Source organism: Thiomonas sp. 13-64-67 (assembly GCF_002282795.1).
Classification (GTDB): Bacteria; Pseudomonadota; Gammaproteobacteria; order Burkholderiales; family Burkholderiaceae_C; genus Thiomonas; species Thiomonas arsenitoxydans.
Window position 1 is genome coordinate 12501 of record NZ_NCKP01000028.1, and the last position, 21060, is coordinate 33560.

The 21060-nt window shown below is 66.8% G+C and carries 18 protein-coding genes and 1 pseudogene; 9 read left to right on the forward strand and 10 right to left on the reverse strand.

The window, feature by feature from the left end:
- Positions 1 to 99 precede the first annotated feature (99 nt).
- The 3 genes from B7X30_RS08485 to B7X30_RS08495 all read right to left on the reverse strand — a co-directional run bounded on the left by B7X30_RS08485 (position 100) and on the right by B7X30_RS08495 (position 3203).
- Positions 100 to 891: a 3-hydroxybutyrate dehydrogenase gene (locus tag B7X30_RS08485; protein WP_013122423.1), complete on the reverse strand. Its 792-nt coding sequence runs from the start codon at positions 889 to 891 to the stop codon at positions 100 to 102.
- A gap of 153 nt (positions 892 to 1044) precedes the next feature.
- Positions 1045 to 2430 (reverse strand): ATP-binding protein, encoded by a 1386-nt coding sequence (locus B7X30_RS08490; RefSeq protein WP_286730221.1) that lies wholly within the window; start codon positions 2428 to 2430, stop codon positions 1045 to 1047.
- The gene (locus B7X30_RS08495; protein ID WP_465020130.1) at positions 2427 to 3203 is read right to left on the reverse strand and encodes a response regulator; all 777 of its coding nucleotides are present in this window, start codon (positions 3201 to 3203) and stop codon (positions 2427 to 2429) included. Before B7X30_RS08495 ends, B7X30_RS08490 begins: the two co-directional genes overlap by 4 nt.
- 96 nt (positions 3204 to 3299) lie before the next feature.
- On the opposite strand from B7X30_RS08495, the gene B7X30_RS08500 reads away from it, so the two are divergent.
- The 4 genes from B7X30_RS08500 (at position 3300) to B7X30_RS08515 (ending at position 7465) form a co-directional block, all read left to right on the forward strand.
- Positions 3300 to 4529 (forward strand): MFS transporter, encoded by a 1230-nt coding sequence (locus B7X30_RS08500; protein WP_286730222.1) that lies wholly within the window; start codon positions 3300 to 3302, stop codon positions 4527 to 4529.
- Complete coding sequence (locus B7X30_RS08505) at positions 4526 to 5506, forward strand: quinone oxidoreductase family protein (RefSeq protein ID WP_286730223.1); 981 nt, start codon at positions 4526 to 4528, stop codon at positions 5504 to 5506. Before B7X30_RS08500 ends, B7X30_RS08505 begins: the two co-directional genes overlap by 4 nt.
- 82 nt (positions 5507 to 5588) lie before the next feature.
- Complete coding sequence (locus tag B7X30_RS08510) at positions 5589 to 6905, forward strand: ATP-binding protein (RefSeq protein WP_286730224.1); 1317 nt, start codon at positions 5589 to 5591, stop codon at positions 6903 to 6905.
- Positions 6902 to 7465, forward strand: coding sequence for a response regulator transcription factor (locus B7X30_RS08515; RefSeq protein ID WP_286730225.1), 564 nt, complete (start codon positions 6902 to 6904; stop codon positions 7463 to 7465). The genes B7X30_RS08510 and B7X30_RS08515 overlap by 4 nt, the downstream gene beginning before the upstream one ends.
- Positions 7466 to 7486: 21 nt before the next feature.
- Here B7X30_RS08515 and egtD read toward each other — a convergent pair whose 3' ends face one another.
- The 6 genes from egtD to B7X30_RS08545 all read right to left on the reverse strand — a co-directional run bounded on the left by egtD (position 7487) and on the right by B7X30_RS08545 (position 13424).
- On the reverse strand, positions 7487 to 8464 hold the full coding sequence (egtD, locus tag B7X30_RS08520; RefSeq protein WP_286730226.1) for an L-histidine N(alpha)-methyltransferase: 978 nt from the start codon (positions 8462 to 8464) through the stop codon (positions 7487 to 7489).
- A 17-nt stretch (positions 8465 to 8481) separates the two neighbouring features.
- Positions 8482 to 9792 (reverse strand): ergothioneine biosynthesis protein EgtB, encoded by a 1311-nt coding sequence (gene egtB / locus B7X30_RS08525; RefSeq protein WP_286730227.1) that lies wholly within the window; start codon positions 9790 to 9792, stop codon positions 8482 to 8484.
- A gap of 97 nt (positions 9793 to 9889) precedes the next feature.
- Complete coding sequence (locus tag B7X30_RS08530; RefSeq protein ID WP_286730228.1) at positions 9890 to 10741, reverse strand: fumarylacetoacetate hydrolase family protein; 852 nt, start codon at positions 10739 to 10741, stop codon at positions 9890 to 9892.
- Between the two features lie 11 nt (positions 10742 to 10752).
- On the reverse strand, positions 10753 to 11445 hold the full coding sequence (locus tag B7X30_RS08535; RefSeq protein WP_286730236.1) for a glutathione S-transferase N-terminal domain-containing protein: 693 nt from the start codon (positions 11443 to 11445) through the stop codon (positions 10753 to 10755).
- An 80-nt stretch (positions 11446 to 11525) separates the two neighbouring features.
- On the reverse strand, positions 11526 to 12755 hold the full coding sequence (locus B7X30_RS08540; protein WP_286730229.1) for an acyl-CoA dehydrogenase family protein: 1230 nt from the start codon (positions 12753 to 12755) through the stop codon (positions 11526 to 11528).
- Positions 12756 to 12761: 6 nt separating this feature from the next.
- The gene (locus tag B7X30_RS08545) at positions 12762 to 13424 is read right to left on the reverse strand and encodes an enoyl-CoA hydratase-related protein (RefSeq protein ID WP_286730230.1); all 663 of its coding nucleotides are present in this window, start codon (positions 13422 to 13424) and stop codon (positions 12762 to 12764) included.
- A 291-nt stretch (positions 13425 to 13715) separates the two neighbouring features.
- Between B7X30_RS08545 and B7X30_RS08550 the strand changes: the two genes are divergently transcribed.
- Entirely contained in the window at positions 13716 to 15668 is a 1953-nt protein-coding gene (locus B7X30_RS08550; protein ID WP_286730231.1) for a hypothetical protein, read from the forward strand.
- 71 nt (positions 15669 to 15739) lie between these two features.
- Here the strand turns inward: B7X30_RS08550 and B7X30_RS08555 are convergent, their stop codons facing one another.
- A complete protein-coding gene (locus tag B7X30_RS08555; protein WP_286730232.1) occupies positions 15740 to 17206 on the reverse strand; it encodes a DEAD/DEAH box helicase in 1467 nt (488 codons plus the stop codon).
- A 289-nt stretch (positions 17207 to 17495) separates the two neighbouring features.
- Here B7X30_RS08555 and B7X30_RS08560 point away from each other — a divergent pair, with 289 nt between their 5' ends.
- The 4 genes and pseudogenes from B7X30_RS08560 to B7X30_RS08575 all read left to right on the forward strand — a co-directional run.
- Positions 17496 to 18473, forward strand: a complete 978-nt coding sequence (locus tag B7X30_RS08560; RefSeq protein WP_286730233.1) for a DnaJ C-terminal domain-containing protein — start codon at positions 17496 to 17498, stop codon at positions 18471 to 18473.
- On the forward strand, positions 18470 to 18769 hold the full coding sequence (locus tag B7X30_RS08565; protein WP_286730234.1) for a chaperone modulator CbpM: 300 nt from the start codon (positions 18470 to 18472) through the stop codon (positions 18767 to 18769). The genes B7X30_RS08560 and B7X30_RS08565 overlap by 4 nt, the downstream gene beginning before the upstream one ends.
- Positions 18769 to 19515: a hypothetical protein gene (locus tag B7X30_RS08570; protein ID WP_286730235.1), complete on the forward strand. Its 747-nt coding sequence runs from the start codon at positions 18769 to 18771 to the stop codon at positions 19513 to 19515. The genes B7X30_RS08565 and B7X30_RS08570 overlap by 1 nt, the downstream gene beginning before the upstream one ends.
- A 150-nt stretch (positions 19516 to 19665) precedes the next feature.
- Positions 19666 to 21060, forward strand: a pseudogene (locus tag B7X30_RS08575) (glutamate synthase subunit alpha); the annotation flags it as partial.

Sequence of the window (21060 nt, forward strand, 5' to 3'; positions counted from 1 at the left end):
TCTTGGGGCGGCCCGGCGAGTTTCTTCTTCAGGCGAGGAGGCAGTCTTTGTGCGCTGCGTGAGACGGGTCGTCGTGGCGGTCGTCATGACTTGCGCCTTTTAGTTCATGCACCAGCCGTGGCTGGCGACGATGGACTGGCCGGTGAGCGCGGCTGTGGGGAAGGCGGCCAGGAACAGCGCGAGATTGGCGATATCGGCGGTGGTGGTGAACTCGCCATCCACCGTGTCTTTCAGCATCACGTTTTTAATCACCTCGTCTTCGCTGATGTTCAACTCTTTGGCCTGCTCGGGAATCTGCTTTTCCACCAGCGGGGTACGCACAAAGCCCGGGCAGATGACGTGCGAGCGCACGCCCTTGGGCCCGCCTTCCTTGGCCAGCACCCGCGCCAGCCCCAGCAGGCCGTGCTTGGCGGTGACGTAGGCGCTCTTGAGCTTGCTGGCCTCGTGCGAATGCACCGAGCCCATGTAAATCACCACGCCGCCCTTCTTGGCATACATGCCCGGCAGCACGGCCTTGGTGGTGAGAAAGGCGCCGTCGAGGTGGATGGCGAGCAGCTTTTTCCAGTCGGCGAAGGCAAAGTCTTCAATCGGATTGACGATCTGAATGCCGGCGTTCGACACCAGAATATCCACCGGGCCGAAGGCCTTGGCCACCGCCGCGCAGCCGGCGTTCACCTGCGCTTCGTCGGTCACGTTCATCGCCACGCCCATGGCTTTGCCACCGGCCTTGTTGATGGCTTCGGCGGTGGCGTTGGCGGCGTCGAGGTTCAGGTCGGCAATGGCGACTTTGGCGCCCGCCTTGGCATAGGTTTCGGCAATCTCTTTGCCGATGCCGCTGGCGGCGCCGGTGATGATGGCGGTTTTGTCCTTGAGGCTGAGTTGCATGGTCATGGGGGTCTCCTGAGTGGAAAGTAGCTAGGCAAGCGGGTCAGCGAGCCGATTGAAACGCAATTGCTGCAACGCGGCAAGCGCGGCGGCGTCTTGATTAAAGACTCGGTGATGGGCCTTAACCTGGACTGAAGCCCGCCAAGCGCCGGTTTTTTTTCAGCGCGGGAGCGTGTGCCCTGCGGACGCAAAAATTACCCGCACCCGCAGCCCGCCCAGTGGGGAGGTGTCGAGTTCGATGCGGGCGTCGCAGCGTTCGGCCACGCTGCGCACGATGGCCAGACCCAGGCCGCTGCCGCCGGGCGGGGCGTTTTCGCGGCGATAGAAGCGGTCGAACACGCGATCACGGTCTTCGGGCGGAATGCCGGGGCCGGAGTCGTCCACTTCGAGCACGGCCATGCGCTGCGGCCGAATGGCAGCGGATGCGTCTTGCGCTGCTGTACCGTGGGTTTCGGCCGATACCGGCATCATTTCACAGCGCACCCGCACGTCCACCCGGCCGCCTGTGGGGGTGTAGCGCAGGGCGTTGTCCACCAGGTTGCGCACCAGAATGCGCAGGCCGCTGGCCGGGGCGAGCACGGTGCAGTCTTCGGCGTCTTCCATCCCGGCGTCCACGCCGCGGGTCTGGGCGAGTTCGGCGGTGTCGGACAGGGCCAGGCGCGCGGTGTCGAGCAGGCTCACAGCGGTGAGCGCCTCTTCGGCGCCCGACTCGTTGCGCGCCAGCAGCAGCAGTTGTTCGACCAGATGGCTGGCGCGGTCGATGCCGCTTTCCAGCCGGGCCAGCGCCACGCCGCGCTGGGCGTCGTCGTGCGCGCGGCCGAGCATTTGCACCTGCACCTTGAGCGCGGCCAGCGGCGAGCGCAGTTCATGCGCGGCGTCGGCCACAAACATGCGCTGGGTATCGAAGGCCTGCCGAGTGCGCGAGAACAGGCCGTTCATCGCGCGCACCACGGGCTGCATTTCGCTGATCACGGGGTGCGGGTCGAGCGGGTCGAAGCTGGTGGCGGCGCGGTTCTCCAGCTCGCGCGACAGATCGCTCAGCGGTCGCAGCGAGCGTCGCACCACCCACGCAACGGCCAGCAGCAGCAGCGGCGCGATGACGGCCATCGGCCAGATGGAACGCAGCGCGAAGCCCAGCGCCAACGCCTGCCGCGTGGCGGTGCTCTGGCCGACCTGAATGGTGCGCCCCCCGGCCTGCATGGAATAGACGCGCCACTGCTCGCCGCCAACCTGCACATTGGTGTAGCCGAGCACGGCCTGGCTGGGCAGCTCGCTGCGTGGGCGCGAGACGTAAATGCGTTTGCCATCGGGCGCCCAGACCTGAACGACATAGTCCACATCGTTGCCCGCGCTGACATTGGGGCCGAAACCGGGCAGGCCCATATCGCCGCTGGCGAGGCTGAGCGCGAGTTGCTGCAGGTGATAGTCGAACACCGCGTCGGCCTCGTTCATGGCGTTGCGGAACACGGCCACCGCCTGCACCAGTGCCGCCAGGGTGACGGCCACTGAGAGCAGCAGCAGCAGGCGGGCGCGCAGGGATTTCAATCGCCGCCCCCATCGCCGCCGCCGTCGCCGCTATCTCCGCCATCTTCAACGCTATCGGCTTCTGGCGTGTGGCGGCCGTCACCGCCGCCATCACGGCTCGGGCTTGCAGGCGCGGGCTCCTTGGCGATCATGTAGCCCATGCCGCGGATGTTGCGGATGAGGTCGGGCCCCAGCTTCTTGCGCAGGCTGTGAACGTACACCTCCACCGCGTTGCTCGAAATTTCGTCCTTCCAGCTATAGAGTTTTTCTTCGAGCTGGGCGCGCGACAGAATCATGCCGGGGCGGGCGATCAGGGCTTCGAGCACGGCCCACTCGCGTTGCGACAGGGCGACTGGCTCGCCGTCGAGCAGGGCTTCGTGCGTGGCCGGGTTCAGGCTGATGCGGCCGTAGCTGAACACCGGCTCGGCCCGCCCCGCCGCCCGGCGCAGCAGCGCGCGGATGCGGGCGGAGAGTTCGTCGAGGTCGTAGGGTTTGAGCACATAGTCGTCGGCCCCGGCGTCGAGCCCGGCGATGCGCGCCGAGACGGCGTCGCGCGCGGTGGCGATGAGCACCGGGGTGGTTTCGCGCCGGGTGCGCAGCGCCTTGAGCACGGCGATGCCGTCCATCTTGGGCAGGCCCAGATCGAGCAGCACCAGGTCGTACTGCTCGGTGCGCAGCGCCGAGTCGGCCACGGCGCCGTCGCGCACCCAGTCCACCGCGTAGCCCTCGCCGCGCAAGGCGTCGAGCACGCTTTCGCCGATCATCACATCATCTTCAACCAGGAGCAGGCGCATGGGGCTGGATTGCAAATGGATACAGACCGGACTTTAGCGGCAGGCGCTTAGACTGCGCTTAACGCCCGGCACAGGGCCACTCACCACAAATTCCGCATGCAACTCCCTTCTGATCCAACAAGCAGCCGCTTGCCCCGCACCGTGTGGATGCTGGGTTTGGTCAGCCTGTTCATGGACATGTCGTCCGAACTCATCCACGCCCTGCTGCCGGTTTACATGACCACGGTGCTGGGGCTGAGCGTGCTCAGTGTCGGGGTGGTCGAGGGCATTGCCGAGGCCACGGCGTCGATGCTCAAGGTGGTGTCGGGCGTGTGGTCAGACCGCATGGGTTCGCGCAAATGGCTGGCGGTGGCGGGCTATGGCCTGTCGGCGCTGACCAAGCCGCTGTTTCCGCTGGCTTCGGGCGCGGGCGAGGTGATCGCGGCGCGCTTCATCGACCGCATCGGCAAGGGCATCCGCGGTGCGCCGCGCGACGCGCTGGTGGCCGACGCCACGCCGCCCGCGCTGCGCAATGCCGCCTACGGCCTGCGGCAAAGTCTGGATACCGTGGGCGCGGTGCTCGGGCCGCTGGCGGCCATCGGCCTGCTGGCGGTGTATGCCGACAACCTGCGGCTGGTGCTGTGGTTCGGGGTGATTCCGGCAGTCATCGCAGTGGCGATTCTGGCTTTGGGCGTGCGCGAACCGCGTCGGCTTCAAGCCGACAGGGCGACGGCCAAGGCGGGCAAGAAGGGCATGGACTGGCGCGCAGCGCGCGAGTTGCCTCCGGCATTCTGGCAGGTCGTCAGCCTGGCCGCGCTGTTTACCGTGGCGCGGCTGACCGAGGCGTTTCTTGTGCTGCGCGGCGACCAGATCGGCGTGTCGGTGGTGTGGATCGCGCTGGTCACGCTGGTGCTGTCGCTGGCCTACGCGCTTTCGGCCTACCCGGTGGGTCTGCTGGCGGCGCGCTGGGGGCGCAAGCGGCTGTTCGGCCTGGGGCTGGCGGTGCTGGCGGCTGCCATGTTGTTGCTCGGCGGCGTGCTGCCGCTGGGAATGCCCGGGTTCTGGCTGGGGGTTGCGCTGTGGGGGCTGCACATGGGGCTCACGCAGGGATTACTCTCCGCAGCCGTGGCCGAGGCCGCGCCGCCGCAGTTGCGCGGCACCGCGTTCGGCCTGTATCACCTGACCATCGGGCTGATGCAATTGCTCGCGGCCATCGGCGCGGGCTGGCTGTGGCAGACCATCGGCGCGGCGGCCCTGTTCACCTTGGCCGCGGCACTAGCCTTGCTGTGCCTACCCGCACTGTGGCTGTGGCTGCACGAACAACCCACGACAAAGGAAGAGACATGACGACGACCCACGCGATCCGGTTCGATCAACACGGCGGCCCCGAAGTGCTGCAATGGCGCGAGCAAGAACTGGCCGATCCCGGCCCGGGCCAGGTGCGGGTGCGCCAGGAAGCCATCGGGCTGAATTTCATCGACGTGTATCACCGCACCGGCCTGTACCCACAGCCGCTGCCGGGCAGTCTGGGTGGCGAGGCCGCCGGGGTGATCGAGGCGGTGGGGCCGGGGGTGGAGGGCTTTGCGGTGGGCGACCGCGTGGGCTACTGCACCGGCGCGCCCGGCGCGTATGCGCAGCGCCGGGTGGTTCCGGTGGCGCCGCTGATCAAACTGCCCGGCGACATCGCTTTCGAGGTGGCTGCGGCCAGTCTGCTCAAAGGCCTGACGGCGTATTACCTGCTGCATCGCACCCGCGCGCTCAAGGCCGGGGATGTGGCGCTGTTTCACGCCGCCGCCGGCGGAGTCGGGCTGATTGCCGGACAGATGGCACGGGCGCTGGGCGCTACGCTTATCGGCACGGCGGGCTCGGCGGCGAAATGCGCGCTGGCGCTGGAAAACGGCTACGCCCACGCCGTCGACTATGTGCAGGACGATTTCGTCGCCCAGGTCAAAGACCTCACCGCAGGACGCGGCGTGCCGGTGGTCTATGACTCGATTGGCCGCGACACCTGGGAGCGTTCGCTCGCCTGCCTGCAGCCCTTCGGCCTGATGGTGAGCTTCGGCAATGCCTCGGGGGCGGTGCCGCCGATCAAGCTCACCGACCTGGCGGCAGCCGGTTCGCTCTATGTCACCCGCCCCACGCTGGGCACGCATATGGCCGATCCGGTGGTGAAGCAGCAAATGGCCGATGCGCTGTTCGCGCTGATTCGCAGCGGGCAGGTGAAGATTAACATCAACCAGTGCTACCCGCTGGCCGAGGCGGCGCAGGCGCATCGCGATCTCGAAGCCCGCAAGACCATCGGCTCGACGGTGCTGCTGCCGTAACAGGCTCGGGTTCTCCCTGCGGCAGTGCGTCGCAGGGAGAACCGCGTACTGGCGTGCCGCAAGGGCTTCCTAAAATGGCTCCATGCCGCTGTCCTCCCTTATTCCGCGTTTGCCCCTTGCCGATCAGGGAGCGCAAGCTTCTTTGTCGGCTTCGCCACATCTGCCGGCTGTCACCCTGACCCGGCTGCTCGCGGCGCGCGTGGCCATGCTGCTGGCCGAGTTGGCGGTGCTGCCCTGGGCGCATCACTTCCTCGACATCACCTGGCCGGTCTACAAAGTGCTGGGGCTGATCGGCCTTCAGGCGGCCCTCGGCGTCTTGCTGTGGTGGCAGATTCGCAGCCGCCGCGGCTTGGGCGCCTTCGGCGGTTTCGTCCACCTGCTGGCCGATGCCCTCATTCTTGCCCTGCTGGTGTATTGGAGCGGCGGCGAGGTCAACCCCATCATCTCCCTGCTGCTGATACCGCTCGTCCTGAGTGCGGTGGCTCTGCCCTGGTTCTATGTCTGGGCCATGACGGCGGTGGTCATCACGCTTTACTCGTTGGTGTCATTCTTCCCCACCCCGTTGACCGAGGCCTGCGGGGTCGCGACCGGCATGCTCGGCGAGCATCTGACGGGCATGTGGGGCAACTTTCTCATCACGGCGCTGCTGGTGGCGGCGGTGGTGGCGCGTCTGGCTTCAGCCTTGCGCGAGCGCGAAATCGAACTGGCCCGCAGCCGTGAAGTCGGTCTGCGCGACCAGCATCTGTTCGCGCTGGGCATGCAGGCCGCCGCCGCCGCGCATGAACTCGCTACGCCCGTGTCCACCCTGGCGATGACGGTGGACGATTTGCAGGCCGACTACGCGGGCGACGATGAACTCGGGCCCCAACTGCAGCGCATGCAGGCGCAGGTGGCGCAGATCCGCACCGTGCTTGGTCACATCACCGCGGCAGCCGGCGCCGCTCGCAGCCGCAGCGACCAGACCGAAACGCTGGCGCACTGGCTGGAGCAAACGCTGGAGCACTGGCACCTCATGCGACCGCAGTCGCAGGCGGGGCTCGCACTGCGCAGCGCAGGTTCGCCCCCGGTGCTGCGGGTGGATGCGGGTCTGAACGCCGCACTGGTGAGTCTGCTCAACAACGCCGCCGACGCCAGCCCCGACGCGGTGGAAGTCGAGGCCGACTGGGACGCGACCAGTCTGCGCGTGCATGTGCTCGACCGCGGCCCCGGTCTGTCGGATGATCGGCTGGCGCGGGCAGGCTACGATTTCGTCAGTACCAAGGGCGAGACGCGCGGCCTCGGGCTGGCCTTGGCCCGCGCCGGGATCGAGCGCCTCGGTGGCACGCTCACCGTGGCACGACGCGCGGGCGGCGGGCTGAGCGCCACGCTGCAATGGCCGCGCCTCGATCCAACTCAATGAATGGCAAACCGATGAATCTGTTGCTGGTCGAAGATGACGCCGCGCTGGCTGCCGCCACGCGCAATTCCATGGAACGGCGCGGCATTTCCGTGTGGCATGCCGATTCGGCGCCCGCCGCGCGCGCGCTCATCGGTACGGCGGCGTTCGACGCGGCGGTGCTCGATCTGCGCCTGCCCGGCGATAGCGGTCTGACGCTGATTGCGCCGCTGCGCGAGGCCTATCCCGACCTGCGCATCCTGCTGCTGACCGGCTACGCCAGCATCGCCACCGCGGTCGATGCCATCAAGCTCGGCGCGACCAACTATCTGCCCAAGCCGGCGACGGTGAGCGACATCCTCGCCGCGCTGGAACAAGATGAACCCGAGGCCGACCGCGCCGTGGCCGCCCAGCCGTTGCCGGTCGATCGGCTGGAGTGGGAGCACATTCAGAAGGTGCTGGCCGAGCACGACGGCAATATCTCCGCCACCGCCCGCGCGCTGCAGATGCACCGCCGCACCCTGCAGCGCAAGCTGCTCAAGCATCCGGTGCGCGAAGCGCCGACCGACGCAGAGCCGCGCTGACGCGGTGGGCGGCCAACCGCCTCACCGCTGCAGCCAGTGCAGCGCAACATCGGTATCGGCGGCGAGCCAGTGTTTCTGCGGCGTCCACCCCGCCGAGTGCGCCAGGCGCTGAAACATCGCCAGCGGGTATTTGTAGGAATTTTCGGTGTGCAGAGTCTCGCCTTCTGCAAAGGTGAAGCTCTGCCCGAGCAGGCGCACGGTCTGCGGCCGGGGGCTGAGCAGATGCATCTCGATGCGGCCGTGCGCGGGGTCGAAGCGGGCCACATGCCGGAACGCCTGCGCATTGAAATCGGCGCCGAGTTCGCGGTTGATGCGGGTGAGCAGATTGCGGTTGAACGCCGCCGTTACGCCGCGGGCGTCGTCATACGCGGGAATGAGTTTGGCCTTGTCCTGCGTGCCGTCCACGCCGACGAGCAAATGCGCGCCGGGGCCGAGAAATTGCGCCGCGCCATGCAGAAAGCGCACCGCCTGCTCCGGGGTGAAGTTGCCGATGGTCGAGCCGGGAAAAAAGCCGATGCGGGGCTGTTGCCGCACGTCGGCCTCCAGCGCGGCGGGCCAGTGCAGCGGGGCGGTGAAATCGGCTTCCAGCGCGTGCACATCCAGCTGGGGAAAACGCAGTTGCAGCCCGCGCACCGACTGGCGCAGAAAGTCGCCGCTGATGTCGATGGCGGTGTAGCTCGCGGGGGCGTTCAGGGCGCCCAGCAGCAAGGGGGTTTTACGGCTGGAACCACTGCCGAATTCGATCACGGCCGCGCCAGCGGGTAGTTGGGCAAACTCGTCATGCAGGTTGCGCAGCAGCGCAGTTTCGCTGCGGGTGAGGTAGTACTCGTTCAGCTCGGTGATCTGCTCGAACAGTTCCGAGCCGCGGTGGTCGTAGAACCAGGTGGAGGGAATGCGTTTGGGATGAGCGCTCAGGCCTTCGAGCACTTGCGTGGCGAACTCGGGGTTGAGGTCGGGCAAGTCGGGCGGGTGCAGGACAGTGGCGGTCTGCGCAGGCATCGGCGATCCTTTCTGTTTCAGGCCCGCGCCAGCCGCAGACCGGTGAATTGCCAGCGCTGGTGGGGGTAAAAAAAGTTGCGATAGGTCGGGCGGATATGGCCTGGCGGCGTGGCGCAGGAGCCGCCGCGCAGCACCATCTGACCGCTCATGAATTTGCCGTTGTATTCGCCCACGGCGCCGGGCGCCGGGTGAAAGCCGGGGTAGGGCAGGTAGGCGCTGGCCGTCCATTCCCACACGCCGCCCCAGAGGGTCTGCAGGCCGTCGGTGGCCGCTTCATCAGCGGGCAGGGGAAACCGCCACGGGTGATCGGCGAATTGCGCGGGCGTCGCGGCCGACAGCGGCTGGCGGCGCGAGGCGGCCTCCCACTCGAACTCGGTCGGCAAACGCGCGCCGGCCCAGCGGGCGTAGGCATCGGCTTCGTAAAAACTGAGGTGAGTCACGGGCGCCTGCGGCAGCAGGGGCTGCAGGCCGTGCAGGGTCATGGCCTGGGTGTGAAAGCCATCGCCGTGCGCCTGCCAGTAGGCGGGTGCGCGAATGTTCTGCTCCTGCACCCAGCGCCAGCCGTCGGCCAGCCAGAGAGCGGGTGTGGCGTAGCCGTCGTCGGCGATGAAGTCGAGCCAGTCGGCGTTGCACACAGGGCGTTGCGCCAGGGCGTAGTCGTCCAGCCAGACGCGGTGGCGCGGGCCTTCGTTGTCGAAGGCGAAGCGTTCGTCGGCATGGCCGATGTCGGTCAGACCGCCGGAAAAACTCACCCAGCGCACCGGTGCCGGGTTCTGCACGCCGGGCATGGGGCCGGGCGCGGCGCGATAAGCAGGGTGCAGCGGGTTTTGCGCAAACAGATGCAGCAGATCAGTGAGCAGCAATTCCTGATGCTGCTGCTCGTGGTGCAGCCCAAGTTCGAGCAAAGAGGCTGGCGCGGCCTCGGGCGCCAGACGTTGCAGTGCCGCATCGACATGGGCGCGAAAGGCCAGAATCTGTTCGAGCGGCGGCCGGGTGAGCAGGCCGCGCTGCGGGCGCGGGTGGCGTGGGCCGACGGTGTCGTAATACGAGTTGAAGAGATAACGGAAGGCCGGATCGAACACGCGGTAACCCGGCAGATGCGGCGCGAGGATGAACTCCTCGAGAAACCAGGTGGTGTGCGCCAGATGCCATTTGGCCGGGCTGGCGTCGGGCATGGACTGCACGGTGCAGTCGGCATCGCTCAGCCCCTGCACCAGCGCCACGCTGCGCGCGCGGGTGTGCAGCACCGCTTGCAATAGATGGTCGTGCGGGTGTTCATGCGAATGGTCATGCGCGTGCAGCGGCAAGGCCAGATCGAGTGTCGGCATGGCAACGCCCTCCAGGGTGAAGCTCAAGAATAGCCGCAGGGGATGAACTTTGCCGCGCAGGTCTCTGCGCAGGTCACCACGCGGGCTGCGGTGCCGGTCACAGCGGACGCTGTGGAGCGGGGCGGATCTCCTGCCGCTGCGTGCCGAGTTGTGGGCTGCCGAGCGTGACCACATCACCGGGCTGCAGATAACGCGGGGGCTTGCGGCCCATGCCCACGCCGAGCGGCGTGCCGGTGGCGATGAGGTCGCCGGGCAGCAGGGTCATGTAGCGGCTGAGATAGGCGACGAGGTAGGCCACGCCGAAAATCATGTCGCGCGTGTTGCCGGTCTGCATGCGCTCACCGTTCACGTCGAGCCAGAGGTCGATGTTCTGCGGGTCGGCGATCTCGTCGCGGCTGACCAGCAAGGGGCCGATCGGGCCGAAGGTGTCGCAGCCTTTGCCCAGATTCCACTGGCTGCCCTGTTCGAGCTGATAGGCGCGCTCGGACACGTCGTTGACCAGGCAATACCCGGCCACGTGTTTGAGCGCATCGGCCTCGCGCACAAAGCGCGTCTCGCGCCCGATGACCACGCCGAGTTCGACTTCCCAATCGAGCTTGTGCGCGCCGGGCGGGCGCAGCACCGCATCGTTCGGGCCGCTGATGCAGGTCGTCCACTTGTTGAACACAATGGGCGAGGTCGGGATGGCCATGCGCGCCTCGTTGGCATGGTCGCGGTAGTTCAGGCCGATGGCGATGAACTTGCTGATGCCGACGAAGGGCACGCCCAGCCGAGGCTTGCCGCCCACCAGCGGCAGGCTTTCAGCGTCGATGCCGCGCAGCGCCTGAGGTCGGCCGAAGACGCTGGCGTCGATCTCGTCGACGATGCCGCCGAGGCTGCGCAGGCGGCCCTGCGCGTCGATCAGGCCGGGCTGCTCTTGGCCGTTGCGGCCGTAGCGGACGAACTTCATAACGAGCTCCTTCAGCGGCGCTGGTATTGGGTGCTGCCGAACAAGTGTTCGCGCGCGGTGGCGTCCATCTCGGCCGGGCGCACGTCGGTCAGCACTTGCACCCCGCGCTGCACCGCGGGCCGCGCGGCGATGGCGTCGAACCAGCGCTTGGCATGCGCAAACTCGGCCCAGTCTATGCCCTGATTGGCGGCGCTGCGACACCACGGAAAGACGGCGATGTCGGCGATGGTGTAGTCGTCACCGGCCAGATAGGGCTGCGACGCTAGCCGCCGGTCGAGCACGCCGTAGAGCCGGCGCGCCTCGTTGGTATAGCGGGCGATGGCGTAGTCGATTTTCTCGGGGGCGTACTGGCGGAAGTGGTGCGCCTGGCCGAGCATGGGGCCGATGCTGCCCATCTGCCACATCAGCCATTCGAGCGTGGCGATGCGCGCCCGCGGCCCTGTGCCCAGAAAGCGGCCGGTCTTCTCGGCCAGATAGAGGAGGATGGCGCCCGACTCGAACACGCTGATGGGTTGGCCATCCGGGCCGTCGCTGTCGATCAGGGCGGGAATCTTGTTGTTCGGGCTGATGGCGAGAAAGTCGGGCGCGAACTGTTCGCCGCGGCCGATGTTCACGCCGTGCACCCGGTAGGGCAGGCCGAGTTCTTCGAGCAGGATGTGGATTTTGTGGCCATTGGGGGTGGCCCAGGAGTAGAGGTCGATCATGGCGGGAGGCGCCGTCTGTGCGGCGAGGTGAACGGTGCGCCTCATTGTGCGACGTTTGCCGCCTTGCTGCAGGCGCTCGTTCAGCGCAGCAGTTCGCCCTGGGCGATCTGGGCGTGGAGCACCTCGATGGGCGGGGTGAGTTGCTGCATCAGCCGCAATTGCGCGGACAGACCGGCCAGGGGCAGGCTGTCGTCTAGCGCGTCGGCCTCGTGCGCGAGGATGCTCCATTGCACCGCATCCACCGCCAGCGGCAGGGCCAGGCTTTGCAGCATGGCGAGTTCCTGCGGGGGCAGGTGGCTGTCGTTCTGGTCCATCTGCCAGGCGCTGCGCCGCGCCAGCATGCGGGTGGTGTCCAGCCCGGTGCGGGTGCGGGCGATGCGCTGCTGCCAGACCGGGTGATGCACCGCGAGCTGTTCGCCGATGCGCCGGGTTTGCAGCCGCGCGATCAGCAGATCGAGGGCGCGCTCCGCAGCGCCCAGACACCACAGCGCATCGTGCAGGCCGACGATGCGCTGGCGGGCTTGCAAAATCTCCAGGCCCTGTCCCGGCTGGCCCAACACATGATGGATGGGCACGCGTGCGTTTTCGAAAGACACTTCGGCCAAAGCCTTCTGCGCCGTACCCCAGCCCTGCAAGTGCCGACCGATCTGCACGCCATCGGTCTTGAGCGGCACGAGCAGCACGCTGAACTGGCGATGCAGGGCCGCCTGCGCATCGGTGCGGCACAGCACCAGCAGGCTGGCGGTGCGCGGGTCCAGCAGGCCTTGCACCCAGGTTTTTTGACCGCTCAGGCGCCAGGAATTGCCGTCTTGCGTGGCGTGGCACTGCAGCGAGTCCGGGTTGTGCAGCTCGGCGTCGGGCTCGGCGGCGGCCCAGGCGCTGCGGGTCTCGGCGCGCAGCAGCGGGTCGAGCCAGGCATCTTTCAGCGCTTCGCTGCCGTAGCTGTCGAGCAACTGCATGTTTCCCGCGTCCGGTTGGGCGCTGTTGAACACCTCGGCTGCCCAGGGGATGTGGCCCATGGCTTCGATCATCGGCGCGTATTCCCAATGGCTCAACCCCTGGCTGGCGCGGGGGGAGATGGGCAGAAACAGATTCCATAGCCCCGCCAGTTGGGCCTTCTGGCGGAGGGGGGCGAGTAGCGGGCCGACGGCGTCCTGCGGCCTGGTCGCGCTCAGGCGCAGGGCGGCGTTGATGGCGCCTTCGTGCGGCAGCACCACCGTGTGCATAAAGCGGTGCAGCCGGGTTTGCAGGGTGCTGACGCGCGGCGAAGGCGCGGTTTCGACCGATCTGGGCGGCATGGGAGCGTTCACACCCTCTCAGTCGCGCGGCGGCAGGATCTGGCTGGCCAGATGAACATGCAGGGCGCTGGCGTAGCTCGGCGCATTGGGCAGGACTTTGCGCGGCCCGCCCGAAGCGCCGGGAATGGCTTCGACCAGTTGCAGCGCGGTCTGCAGCGCGTCGGTGGGCCGGCACAGGCGGTTGACCACGCCGAGCTGGTGCAGCCGAGCCGCGCCGAGTCCCAGACCGGGCAGCGCGGCCTCGTTGCACGCGGGCCGCGGCAGCAGTTGGGCGGCCAGCCATTGCGCGCCGCCCACGTCGCTCTCGGGCAGCAGGGGGTCGATCAGCTGGAACTGGGCGTTGTCGGCCGCGACGAGCAGATCGCAGGCCAGCGCCAGCGCGGCTCCGGCGCCACGCGCCTGGCCTTCGACCGCTGCGACCACCAGCGGTTCGCAATCGCGCAGGGCGAGGATGCAATCGTGCAAGGCGTCAAGTGCGCTGGTGTCGTGCAGGCCGCTGCAGAAGTGATGTTCGCTTCCGGTGAGCACCACGGCGCGGATCTCGCCATCACGTTGCGCCGTGGTGAGCGCCTCCAGCGCGGCCGAGCAGAGCGCGGCGCTCAGGGCGTTGCGGCTTTCGGGGTGGTGCAGGCGCAGCACGAGGCTGTCGCCCTGACGTTCGGCTCGGAGTTCGGCGCTCATGCAGAGAGGGTGGGGCCAGAGGTGCAAGCATCATATTCAGCTCGCCATGCGCGGCCGGGGACTGTGGGGTGTTTCCCACAGAAAATCAGGCGATTGTTAATTTTTTCACACCCTTTTCATCCGGATTTTGTTGGCGCCAATTGGAATGAAAGCTGCGTGATACATTGCTTTCAAATTATTCGACACATTTTGATGTCGGCCCTTATTTGCGCTGCAATGCCCTCAGTTTTCCGCCGTTTCGCCTCTTTTCTAACGACTTGCAATGGCCTGCTCTTGTGCTTGCGGCCCTGGATGGTTGCGGTCGGGCTCGCGGCGCAGTTCGTGACTCCAGCGCAGGCGCTGATGATCGGCGCCCCGCAAACGCGCGCCGAACTCGGCCGCACCCTGCAGATGACGATTCCGGTGCATCTCGATGCGCAGGAGTCCTTGCCGCTGTCATGCGTGCAGGCCCAGGCGCAATCGGGCGAGTTTGGCGGCGGGGTGGGGGCGCTGGCGATCACTTCCAAGCCGTCGGCTGACGGTCTGACCTTGTTACTGCGCAGCCAGCAAGCGCTGCGCGAGCCGATTCTGATCGTGCGTCTGCACCTGGCCTGCCAGTACCAACGCACTCAGGTCTATACCTTGCTGGTCGATCCGCCGACGCCCGAATTGCCGATGGTTGCAGGCAGTGCGGTTGGCAATCGTTCTGCGGGGCAGGCGCCGTCCAGCGAGGTCGCGGCGCCAGCGCAAACGCCGGGGTCACGTCAGTCGCCGTCTGAGGCGCCAGTCGTGAAAAAGGCCGCGCCGAAAGCTGAACGCGCGAAGGCGCCCGTGTCAGCGCGGCAAGAGCTTGCGCGCCACGAAGGGCATGAACCCGCCAAAGCGAAGGTGGAGCGCCGCCGGGCTGAGCCCCTCAAGGCGCCGCTCGCGCCGGTTCATGCAGGCAACCGACTCGAACTCGATGATTTCAACGCGGCCGACTTCGCCGCTGTGCCGCAACTGCGTCTGGCGACCGCGCTGCCCGCGGCCGTGCCCGCCCTCAGCGCCGAGCAGCGCAGCCAGCTCAATCAACTGCGCCAGCTCATCATGGACGCGACCGCTGCCCCAGGCGAGGCCCAGCCGACCCTGCAGCAGATCAACGCTCTGCAGGACCGGGCGAATGTGCTGCAGCGGCAGTTCGAGCAAGCCTCACAGCAGTTGCAACAGTCGCAAGCCGAATTGGGGCAGGTGCGCTCGCAGCGCTATTCCGCCAGCCTGGTGTACGCCCTGGTTGCGGCGCTGATCGCGCTCGCGCTGCTGAGTTTCTGGCTGTGGCGGCGCGGCGCCGATCCGGGTCTGTCGCGCAGCCCCTTCGAGTCAGCTTCCGTGGGCCACCGGGTTGCGGCGGAACCCGAGCGGGCCGCTTCTGCCCAGGCGCCCACCGTGGCCATGACCTCGATGTCGGTGCAGGCCAGCACCATCGCGCCAGCCGTGCTGCCTTTTGGTCTGGCCCCGTTGGTGGACGGCCGACCTTTGCAGCCCGAAATCGACGCGCCCTCTCTCCAATCCGCCAAAGCGGGTCAATGGGGAGACTCCGGAATCGACTGGGATTCGCGCTTCATGCAGCCCATGAGCCAGGACAAGCAGGTGCATGTCGATGAGATGATGGACGCCGGGCATCTGGCCGAATACTTCATCGAAACCGGCGACGAAGACCGCGCCATGGCCCTGCTCGAAGAATCGCTCGACGACAATGCCAGCGACAGCTTCGCGCTGCCCTATCTGCTGCTGTTCGATCTGTACCGCAAGCATGGGCGCAAGGCCGAGTTCGAGTCGCTCTACAGCCGCTTTCAGCGTCGCTTCAACGTGGCCGTGCCGCCTTGGGAGGCAGATGCCGATGCCTTGCGGCAATCGCAGGGCCGCGATCTGATGGATTACGACCGTGCGATGAAACTCATCACCATGACCTGGGGCGAACCGCAGATCGTGAACGTGCTCGAGCGCATGTTGCTTGACGACCCGCATCAACACCGCATGGGTTTCGAGCTGGCGGCCTACCGCGATCTGCTGATGCTGTACGCGGTTGCGCGTGACCGCTTTCCTGAAGGCATGCCCGCCACCGAGGTGGAGCATGTGGAACTGGCGACTCTCTCAGAACCGCCACATCTCGATCTGGACTTCGAGTTGCCGCTGGAGCCGCAGACTTCAAAGGCCGAGCCTGCCGAACCCGACTCGTCGGAATTCAAGCTACTTCCCCGCGAGGGCGGTGAGCCGAAGGACACCTGATAGCGCCCCCAGACCTGCCGCGCTTGCGTCAGGCCCCCCGAGGGGGAGCGTCTTCGCGTTGCCGAATCGGCTTATTTCGGATCGCTTCCGCCCAGCAGGGCGGCGATTCTGCGTCGCGGGCGGATGTTCGAAGACGTCGAGCGCGCGCCGCTTCCGGGTGAAGCCGATGTGGCCTCCCAAACGGGCTGGGCATTCGGGTCGGCCTCATAGGGTTTGTCAAACCAGGGGTCCTGCCGCGAAGATCGTGAAACGCGTGGAGGCACCGGCACCGAGGCGCCGATTTCGCCCGGCAGTGCACGAGGCGCACGCGCGCTGCGGTGTTCCCGCGTCTCGTCCGCATCGCGGCGCGGCCGAGGCGCGCGCTCAAGCGATACGGTCTGCTTTTCAAACTGGCGCTTGATCAGCTTCTCAATATCGGCCAGAGAGCGCGCGTCGCGCGCCGTTGCCAGGGTAATGGCCAGGCCGGAGGCGCCGGCGCGACCCGTGCGGCCGATGCGGTGCACATAGTCTTCGGCGCTGAAGGGCACGTCGTAATTCACCACACCGGGTAGTTCGGCAATGTCGAGTCCGCGCGCGGCCACGTCGGTGGCGACCAGCGCCTGAATCTCGCCGCGCTTGAAGGCCTCCAGCGTGGTGAGGCGTTCGGCCTGCGATTTATCGCCGTGCATGGCTGCGGCCTTGATGCCGTCGCGCTCCAGCAAGCGGGTCAGGCGGCCGGCGCCGAGGCGGCTGTTGACGAACACGATGACCTGCGGCAGCGGGTTGTCGCGCAGCAGTTGCACCAGGGTGGCGCGCTTGTCGTCTTCTTCCACCTGATAGACGCGCTGCTCCACATTGGTCGCGGTCGCGTTGGGGCGGGCCACTTCGACCAGCAGCGGGTTTTGCAAATAGCTCTGCGCCAGTCGCTTGATCTCTGTGGAGAACGTGGCCGAGAACAGCAGGGTGGTGCGCTGTTTGGGCAGAAAGCCGAGGATGCGCTGCAGGTCGGGCAGGAAGCCGATGTCGAGCATGCGGTCGGCCTCGTCGAGCACCACGAATTGCACCTGGCCCAGGTTGACGGTCTTGGCTTCGAGGTGGTCGAGCAGGCGCCCGGGCGTGGCCACCAGCAGATCGACCCCGGTGCGCAGCTCGGCCTTCTGCGGCGCCATGTCCATGCCGCCGAACACGCAGGCGCAACGCAGCGGCGTGTGCTTGGCATAGGCCTTGAGATTGGTGTAGACCTGATCGGCCAGCTCGCGCGTGGGTGCCAGCATCAGCGCGCGCACCGGGTGACGCGCCGGAGAAACGCTGGTCGACGCCAGCGGCAAGAGCTGCTGCAGGATGGGCAGGGAGAACGCGGCGGTCTTGCCGGTGCCGGTCTGCGCGGCGCCCATGATGTCGCGCCCATCCAGCAACAGCGGAATGGCCTTGGCCTGGATGGGTGTGAGTTTTTCATAGCCCATATCGCTGACGGCGCGCAGAATGCGCGCGTCGAGTGCCAGGTCGGAAAAGCGTTCAGGCTGAGGAGTGTCTTCGGTCGGGGTTGTCGTGGTGTTCATCCGTGCGGTGTGTGATGGCGGCGATGGAAAATTGAGCAGCCGGACATCAGTTGAAACCGGCTCGGGCGTTGACGGCGTCAACGGGCGGGCACCCTGACCCGCGCAGAGTTCCGCCTGGGGATTTGCAGGACAAAGCCTGCCGCAGCGGATTCACTCTCTTCCATTCTAGGCGAGCAAGACGGTCGTGGTTGCGAGGCGCCGATGCGGTGGAAAATAGCGCTCAGCGTTTTGCAAATTCAGATTCCGTCCCCACTTCATCTCAAGATTCATTTTCCGCACAGGAAGCACGATGGACTACAAGGATTACTACAAGGTCATGGGCGTGGAGCGCAGCGCGACGCAAGACGAAATCAAGCGCGCCTACCGCAAGCTCGCCCGCAAATACCACCCGGACGTGAACAAGGAAGCCGGTTCCGAGGCCAAGTTCAAGGAATTGGGCGAGGCATACGAGGTGCTCAAAGACCCGGAAAAGCGCGCGGCCTACGATCAGCTCGGCAGCAACTGGCGCGCCGGTCAAGACTTTCAGCCGCCGCCGGACTGGGGCGCGGGCTTCGAGCAGCGCGGCGGCATGCCGGGCAACGAGGCCGATTTCAGCGACTTTTTCGAGGCACTGTTCGCGCGCAGCGCCGGCGGCGCGCGGCGCGCGGGGGCAGGCCAGGGCGGGCCGGGAGCCCAAGGCATGCACCTGCGTGGGCAGGATCACCATGCGCAAATCCTCATCGATCTGGAAGACGCCTACCGGGGTGCGACCCGAACGCTCAACCTTCGCATGCCCGAAGTCGATGCGCAGGGGCATGTGGTGACGCGCGAGCGCACTCTGCAGGTGCAGATTCCCAAAGGGGTGCGCGCCGGTCAGCACATCCGTCTGGCGGGCCAGGGCGCGCCGGGTTTGGGTGAGGGTGGCGCGGGCGATCTTTATCTGGAAATCGGCTTCAACCCCCACGGGCTTTACCGCGTGGAAGGGCGCGACGTGTTCATCGATCTGCCGCTGGCGCCGTGGGAAGCAGCGCTGGGAGCCGAAGTCAATGTGCCCACGCCTGACGGCAAAGTCGCGCTCAAAATTCCCCCGGCCACCGGCAGCGGGCGTCGCTTGCGGCTCAAGGGCCGCGGCATCCCCGGGGCTACGCCGGGCGATCTGTATGTGGTCGCGCAAGTGGCGCTGCCCCCGGCGGATACCGAGGCCGCCCGCTCGGCTTACCGTCGTCTGCAGGAAGATTTCTCCTCGTTCAACCCGCGCGCCGCGCTGTACCAAGGAGCCCAATCATGAGCGCCCCCTCGAATGCGAATGCCGCGCCCTTGGTCGGCGTGGTGTTGGAAGAACAGATCGACATCACGGTCGACCAGGTCTGTGCCCTTTGCCGGGTGGAGCGTACGCAGATCGTGCATCTGGTCGAAGAGGGCGTGATCGATCCGATGCAGCCCGCAAGCGCCGTGGCGCAATGGCGCTTCAGTGGCGAGGCGCTGGCACGGGCTCGCCGCGCGGTGCGGCTGCAGCGCGAGCTGGAACTCAATCCCGCCGCCGCTGCCGAAATCGCTGCCTTGCGCGAGGCGCTGCGCCGCTGATGGCGCGGCAAGCTCGCTTTTGCCGCCCCGGACGGGCGCATCTTGTGCGATTGCAGGCCGCGCCCGGCGCCTCGCCTCTGGCGACGTCGGCCCAGCGCGATCAGTTTGTGTTGTGGATGGCGCAGGGGCTGAGTCTGGCTTCGGTGCGGCTGCATGGCTATGCCGTGTTGCCCGAAGCGGTGCTGTTGCTGCTCACGCCGCAGAGCGCTGCCGACCTTTCGCGCTATGTCCAGGGGCTGGCGCGGCGCGCGAGTCGCGCGCGGTCCACGACGTCGGCGGAATCGGCGGAGTCGGCCGGGGCGTCGCCGCCCATTCAGCGCGCACCGGCCTGGGCCGGACGGTTTCAGAGCACGCTGGTTCAACCCGGCGATTGGGAGCTGGCCGCGATGGTGTGGATCGACCGCGCGGCAGACCGCGCCGACTTAGCCGGTGCCGCCGCCTGGCCATGGTGCAGCCAGGCGGCGCATTGCGGCGAAGTGCCATCAGGCGGTGCACGGCCTCCGCTGCTTTCGGCGCCAGACGCTTACTGGCAACTAGGCAACACGCCCTTTGCCCGCGAGGCGGCCTACCGCGAGCGCTTGGCGCACGGCGTCGCGCCGCCGCAATGCCTGGCGCTGGAGGCCGCGTTGCGCAGCGGCCTCGCAGTGGGCGATGCGGCGTTTCTAAAAGAGTTGGAGTCTGAGAGCGGGCGACGGTTGGCTCCTGCCCCGCGGGGGCGCCCGCGCATGAAAGTTGCTCGTGATTAGCCTGCCTCAGTGAGAATAATCTGTCCCTTTTTTATTTTGTCGATTTCAAGTTCTACTATTTAATAGGGACAGAATAGTGAATTTTTGTTGCGTCGCGTGCTGCGATGCAGTAAATTCGCAGACTCTTGTTGACTCACTGCGGAGCCTGCCATGTCCACGCCCCTAAATTCCGCCCCTGGCGCCGAAATCGCCGCCCTGTCCCGCGACGGGCTTTATTGCCCGCAAAACGAGCACGACGCCTGCGGCGTGGGTTTCGTGGCGCACATCAAAGGGGTGAAGTCGCACGACATCGTGCAAAACGGTCTGCTCATTCTCAAAAACCTCGACCATCGCGGCGCGGTGGGGGCCGACAAGCTCATGGGCGACGGCGCGGGCATCCTGATCCAGCTTCCAGACGCTTTTTTCCGCGAAGAAATGGCGGCGCAGGGCGTGGAACTGCCGCCGCCGGGCGAGTATGGCGTGGGCATGATCTTCCTGCCGCGCGAGCAGGCTTCGCGTCTGGCCTGCGAGCAAGAAATCGAGCGCGCCATCCGTGCCGAAGGGCAGGTACTGCTCGGCTGGCGTGATGTGGCCGTCGATGCCGAAATGCCGATGTCGCCCACCGTGCGGGCCAAGGAGCCGGTGATCCGCCAGGTGTTCATCGGCCGCGGCCCGGATGTGATGGTGACCGACGCGCTGGAGCGCAAGCTGTTCGTCATCCGCAAGACCGCCAGCCACGCCATCCAGAAGCTCGATCTGCGCCACGGCAAAGAGTATTTCGTGCCGTCGATGTCGGCGCGCACCATTGTCTATAAGGGCCTGCTGCTGGCCGATCAGGTGGGCGAGTACTACAAAGACCTCAAAGACCCGCGCGTGGTGTCGGCGCTGGCGCTGGTGCACCAGCGGTTTTCCACCAACACCTTCCCCGAGTGGCCGCTGGCGCATCCCTACCGGCTGGTGGCGCACAACGGCGAGATCAACACCGTCAAGGGCAACTACAACTGGATGCGCGCGCGCGAAGGCGCCGTGTCTTCGCCGGTGCTCGGCGCCGATCTGCAAAAGCTCTGGCCGCTGATCTACCCCGGCCAGAGCGATACCGCCAGCTTCGACAACTGCCTTGAGCTGCTGCTGATGGCGGGCTACCCGCTGTCGCACGCCATGATGATGATGATTCCCGAGGCGTGGGAGCAGCACACCCTGATGGACCCGCGCCGCCGCGCCTTCTACGAGTATCACGCCGCGATGATGGAGCCGTGGGACGGCCCGGCCGCGATCGCCTTTACCGATGGCCGCCAGATCGGCGCCACGCTCGATCGCAACGGCCTGCGCCCGGCGCGCTACATCGTGACCGACGACGATCTGGTCATTATGGCGTCCGAGTCGGGCGTGCTGCCCATATCCGAGAGTCATATCGTCAAGAAGTGGCGTCTGCAGCCGGGCAAGATGTTCCTCATCGACATGGAGGCCGGCCGCATCATCGACGACAAGGAAATCAAGAGCCAGCTCGCCAGTGCGCGTCCCTACGGTCAGTGGATCGAAAACCTGCGCATCCGCATTGACGACCTC

Excerpts from the sequence above, each read along its gene's own strand:
- B7X30_RS08500 (WP_286730222.1), top strand. The coding sequence starts at position 3,300 with ATGCAACTCCCTTCTGATCCAACAAGCAGCCGCTTGCCCCGCACCGTG.
- B7X30_RS08550 (WP_286730231.1), top strand. The coding sequence starts at position 13,716 with ATGGTTGCGGTCGGGCTCGCGGCGCAGTTCGTGACTCCAGCGCAGGCG.
- B7X30_RS08530 (WP_286730228.1), bottom strand. The coding sequence starts at position 10,741 with ATGAAGTTCGTCCGCTACGGCCGCAACGGCCAAGAGCAGCCCGGCCTG.
- B7X30_RS08505 (WP_286730223.1), top strand. The coding sequence starts at position 4,526 with ATGACGACGACCCACGCGATCCGGTTCGATCAACACGGCGGCCCCGAA.
- egtD (WP_286730226.1), bottom strand. The coding sequence starts at position 8,464 with ATGCCTGCGCAGACCGCCACTGTCCTGCACCCGCCCGACTTGCCCGAC.
- B7X30_RS08485 (WP_013122423.1), bottom strand. The coding sequence starts at position 891 with ATGACCATGCAACTCAGCCTCAAGGACAAAACCGCCATCATCACCGGC.
- B7X30_RS08555 (WP_286730232.1), bottom strand. The coding sequence starts at position 17,206 with ATGAACACCACGACAACCCCGACCGAAGACACTCCTCAGCCTGAACGC.
- B7X30_RS08510 (WP_286730224.1), top strand. The coding sequence starts at position 5,589 with ATGCCGCTGTCCTCCCTTATTCCGCGTTTGCCCCTTGCCGATCAGGGA.
- B7X30_RS08545 (WP_286730230.1), bottom strand. The coding sequence starts at position 13,424 with ATGAGCGCCGAACTCCGAGCCGAACGTCAGGGCGACAGCCTCGTGCTG.
- B7X30_RS08535 (WP_286730236.1), bottom strand. The coding sequence starts at position 11,445 with ATGATCGACCTCTACTCCTGGGCCACCCCCAATGGCCACAAAATCCAC.
- B7X30_RS08570 (WP_286730235.1), top strand. The coding sequence starts at position 18,769 with ATGGCGCGGCAAGCTCGCTTTTGCCGCCCCGGACGGGCGCATCTTGTG.
- egtB (WP_286730227.1), bottom strand. The coding sequence starts at position 9,792 with ATGCCGACACTCGATCTGGCCTTGCCGCTGCACGCGCATGACCATTCG.
- B7X30_RS08565 (WP_286730234.1), top strand. The coding sequence starts at position 18,470 with ATGAGCGCCCCCTCGAATGCGAATGCCGCGCCCTTGGTCGGCGTGGTG.
- B7X30_RS08515 (WP_286730225.1), top strand. The coding sequence starts at position 6,902 with ATGAATGGCAAACCGATGAATCTGTTGCTGGTCGAAGATGACGCCGCG.
- B7X30_RS08495 (WP_465020130.1), bottom strand. The coding sequence starts at position 3,203 with ATGCGCCTGCTCCTGGTTGAAGATGATGTGATGATCGGCGAAAGCGTG.
- B7X30_RS08560 (WP_286730233.1), top strand. The coding sequence starts at position 17,496 with ATGGACTACAAGGATTACTACAAGGTCATGGGCGTGGAGCGCAGCGCG.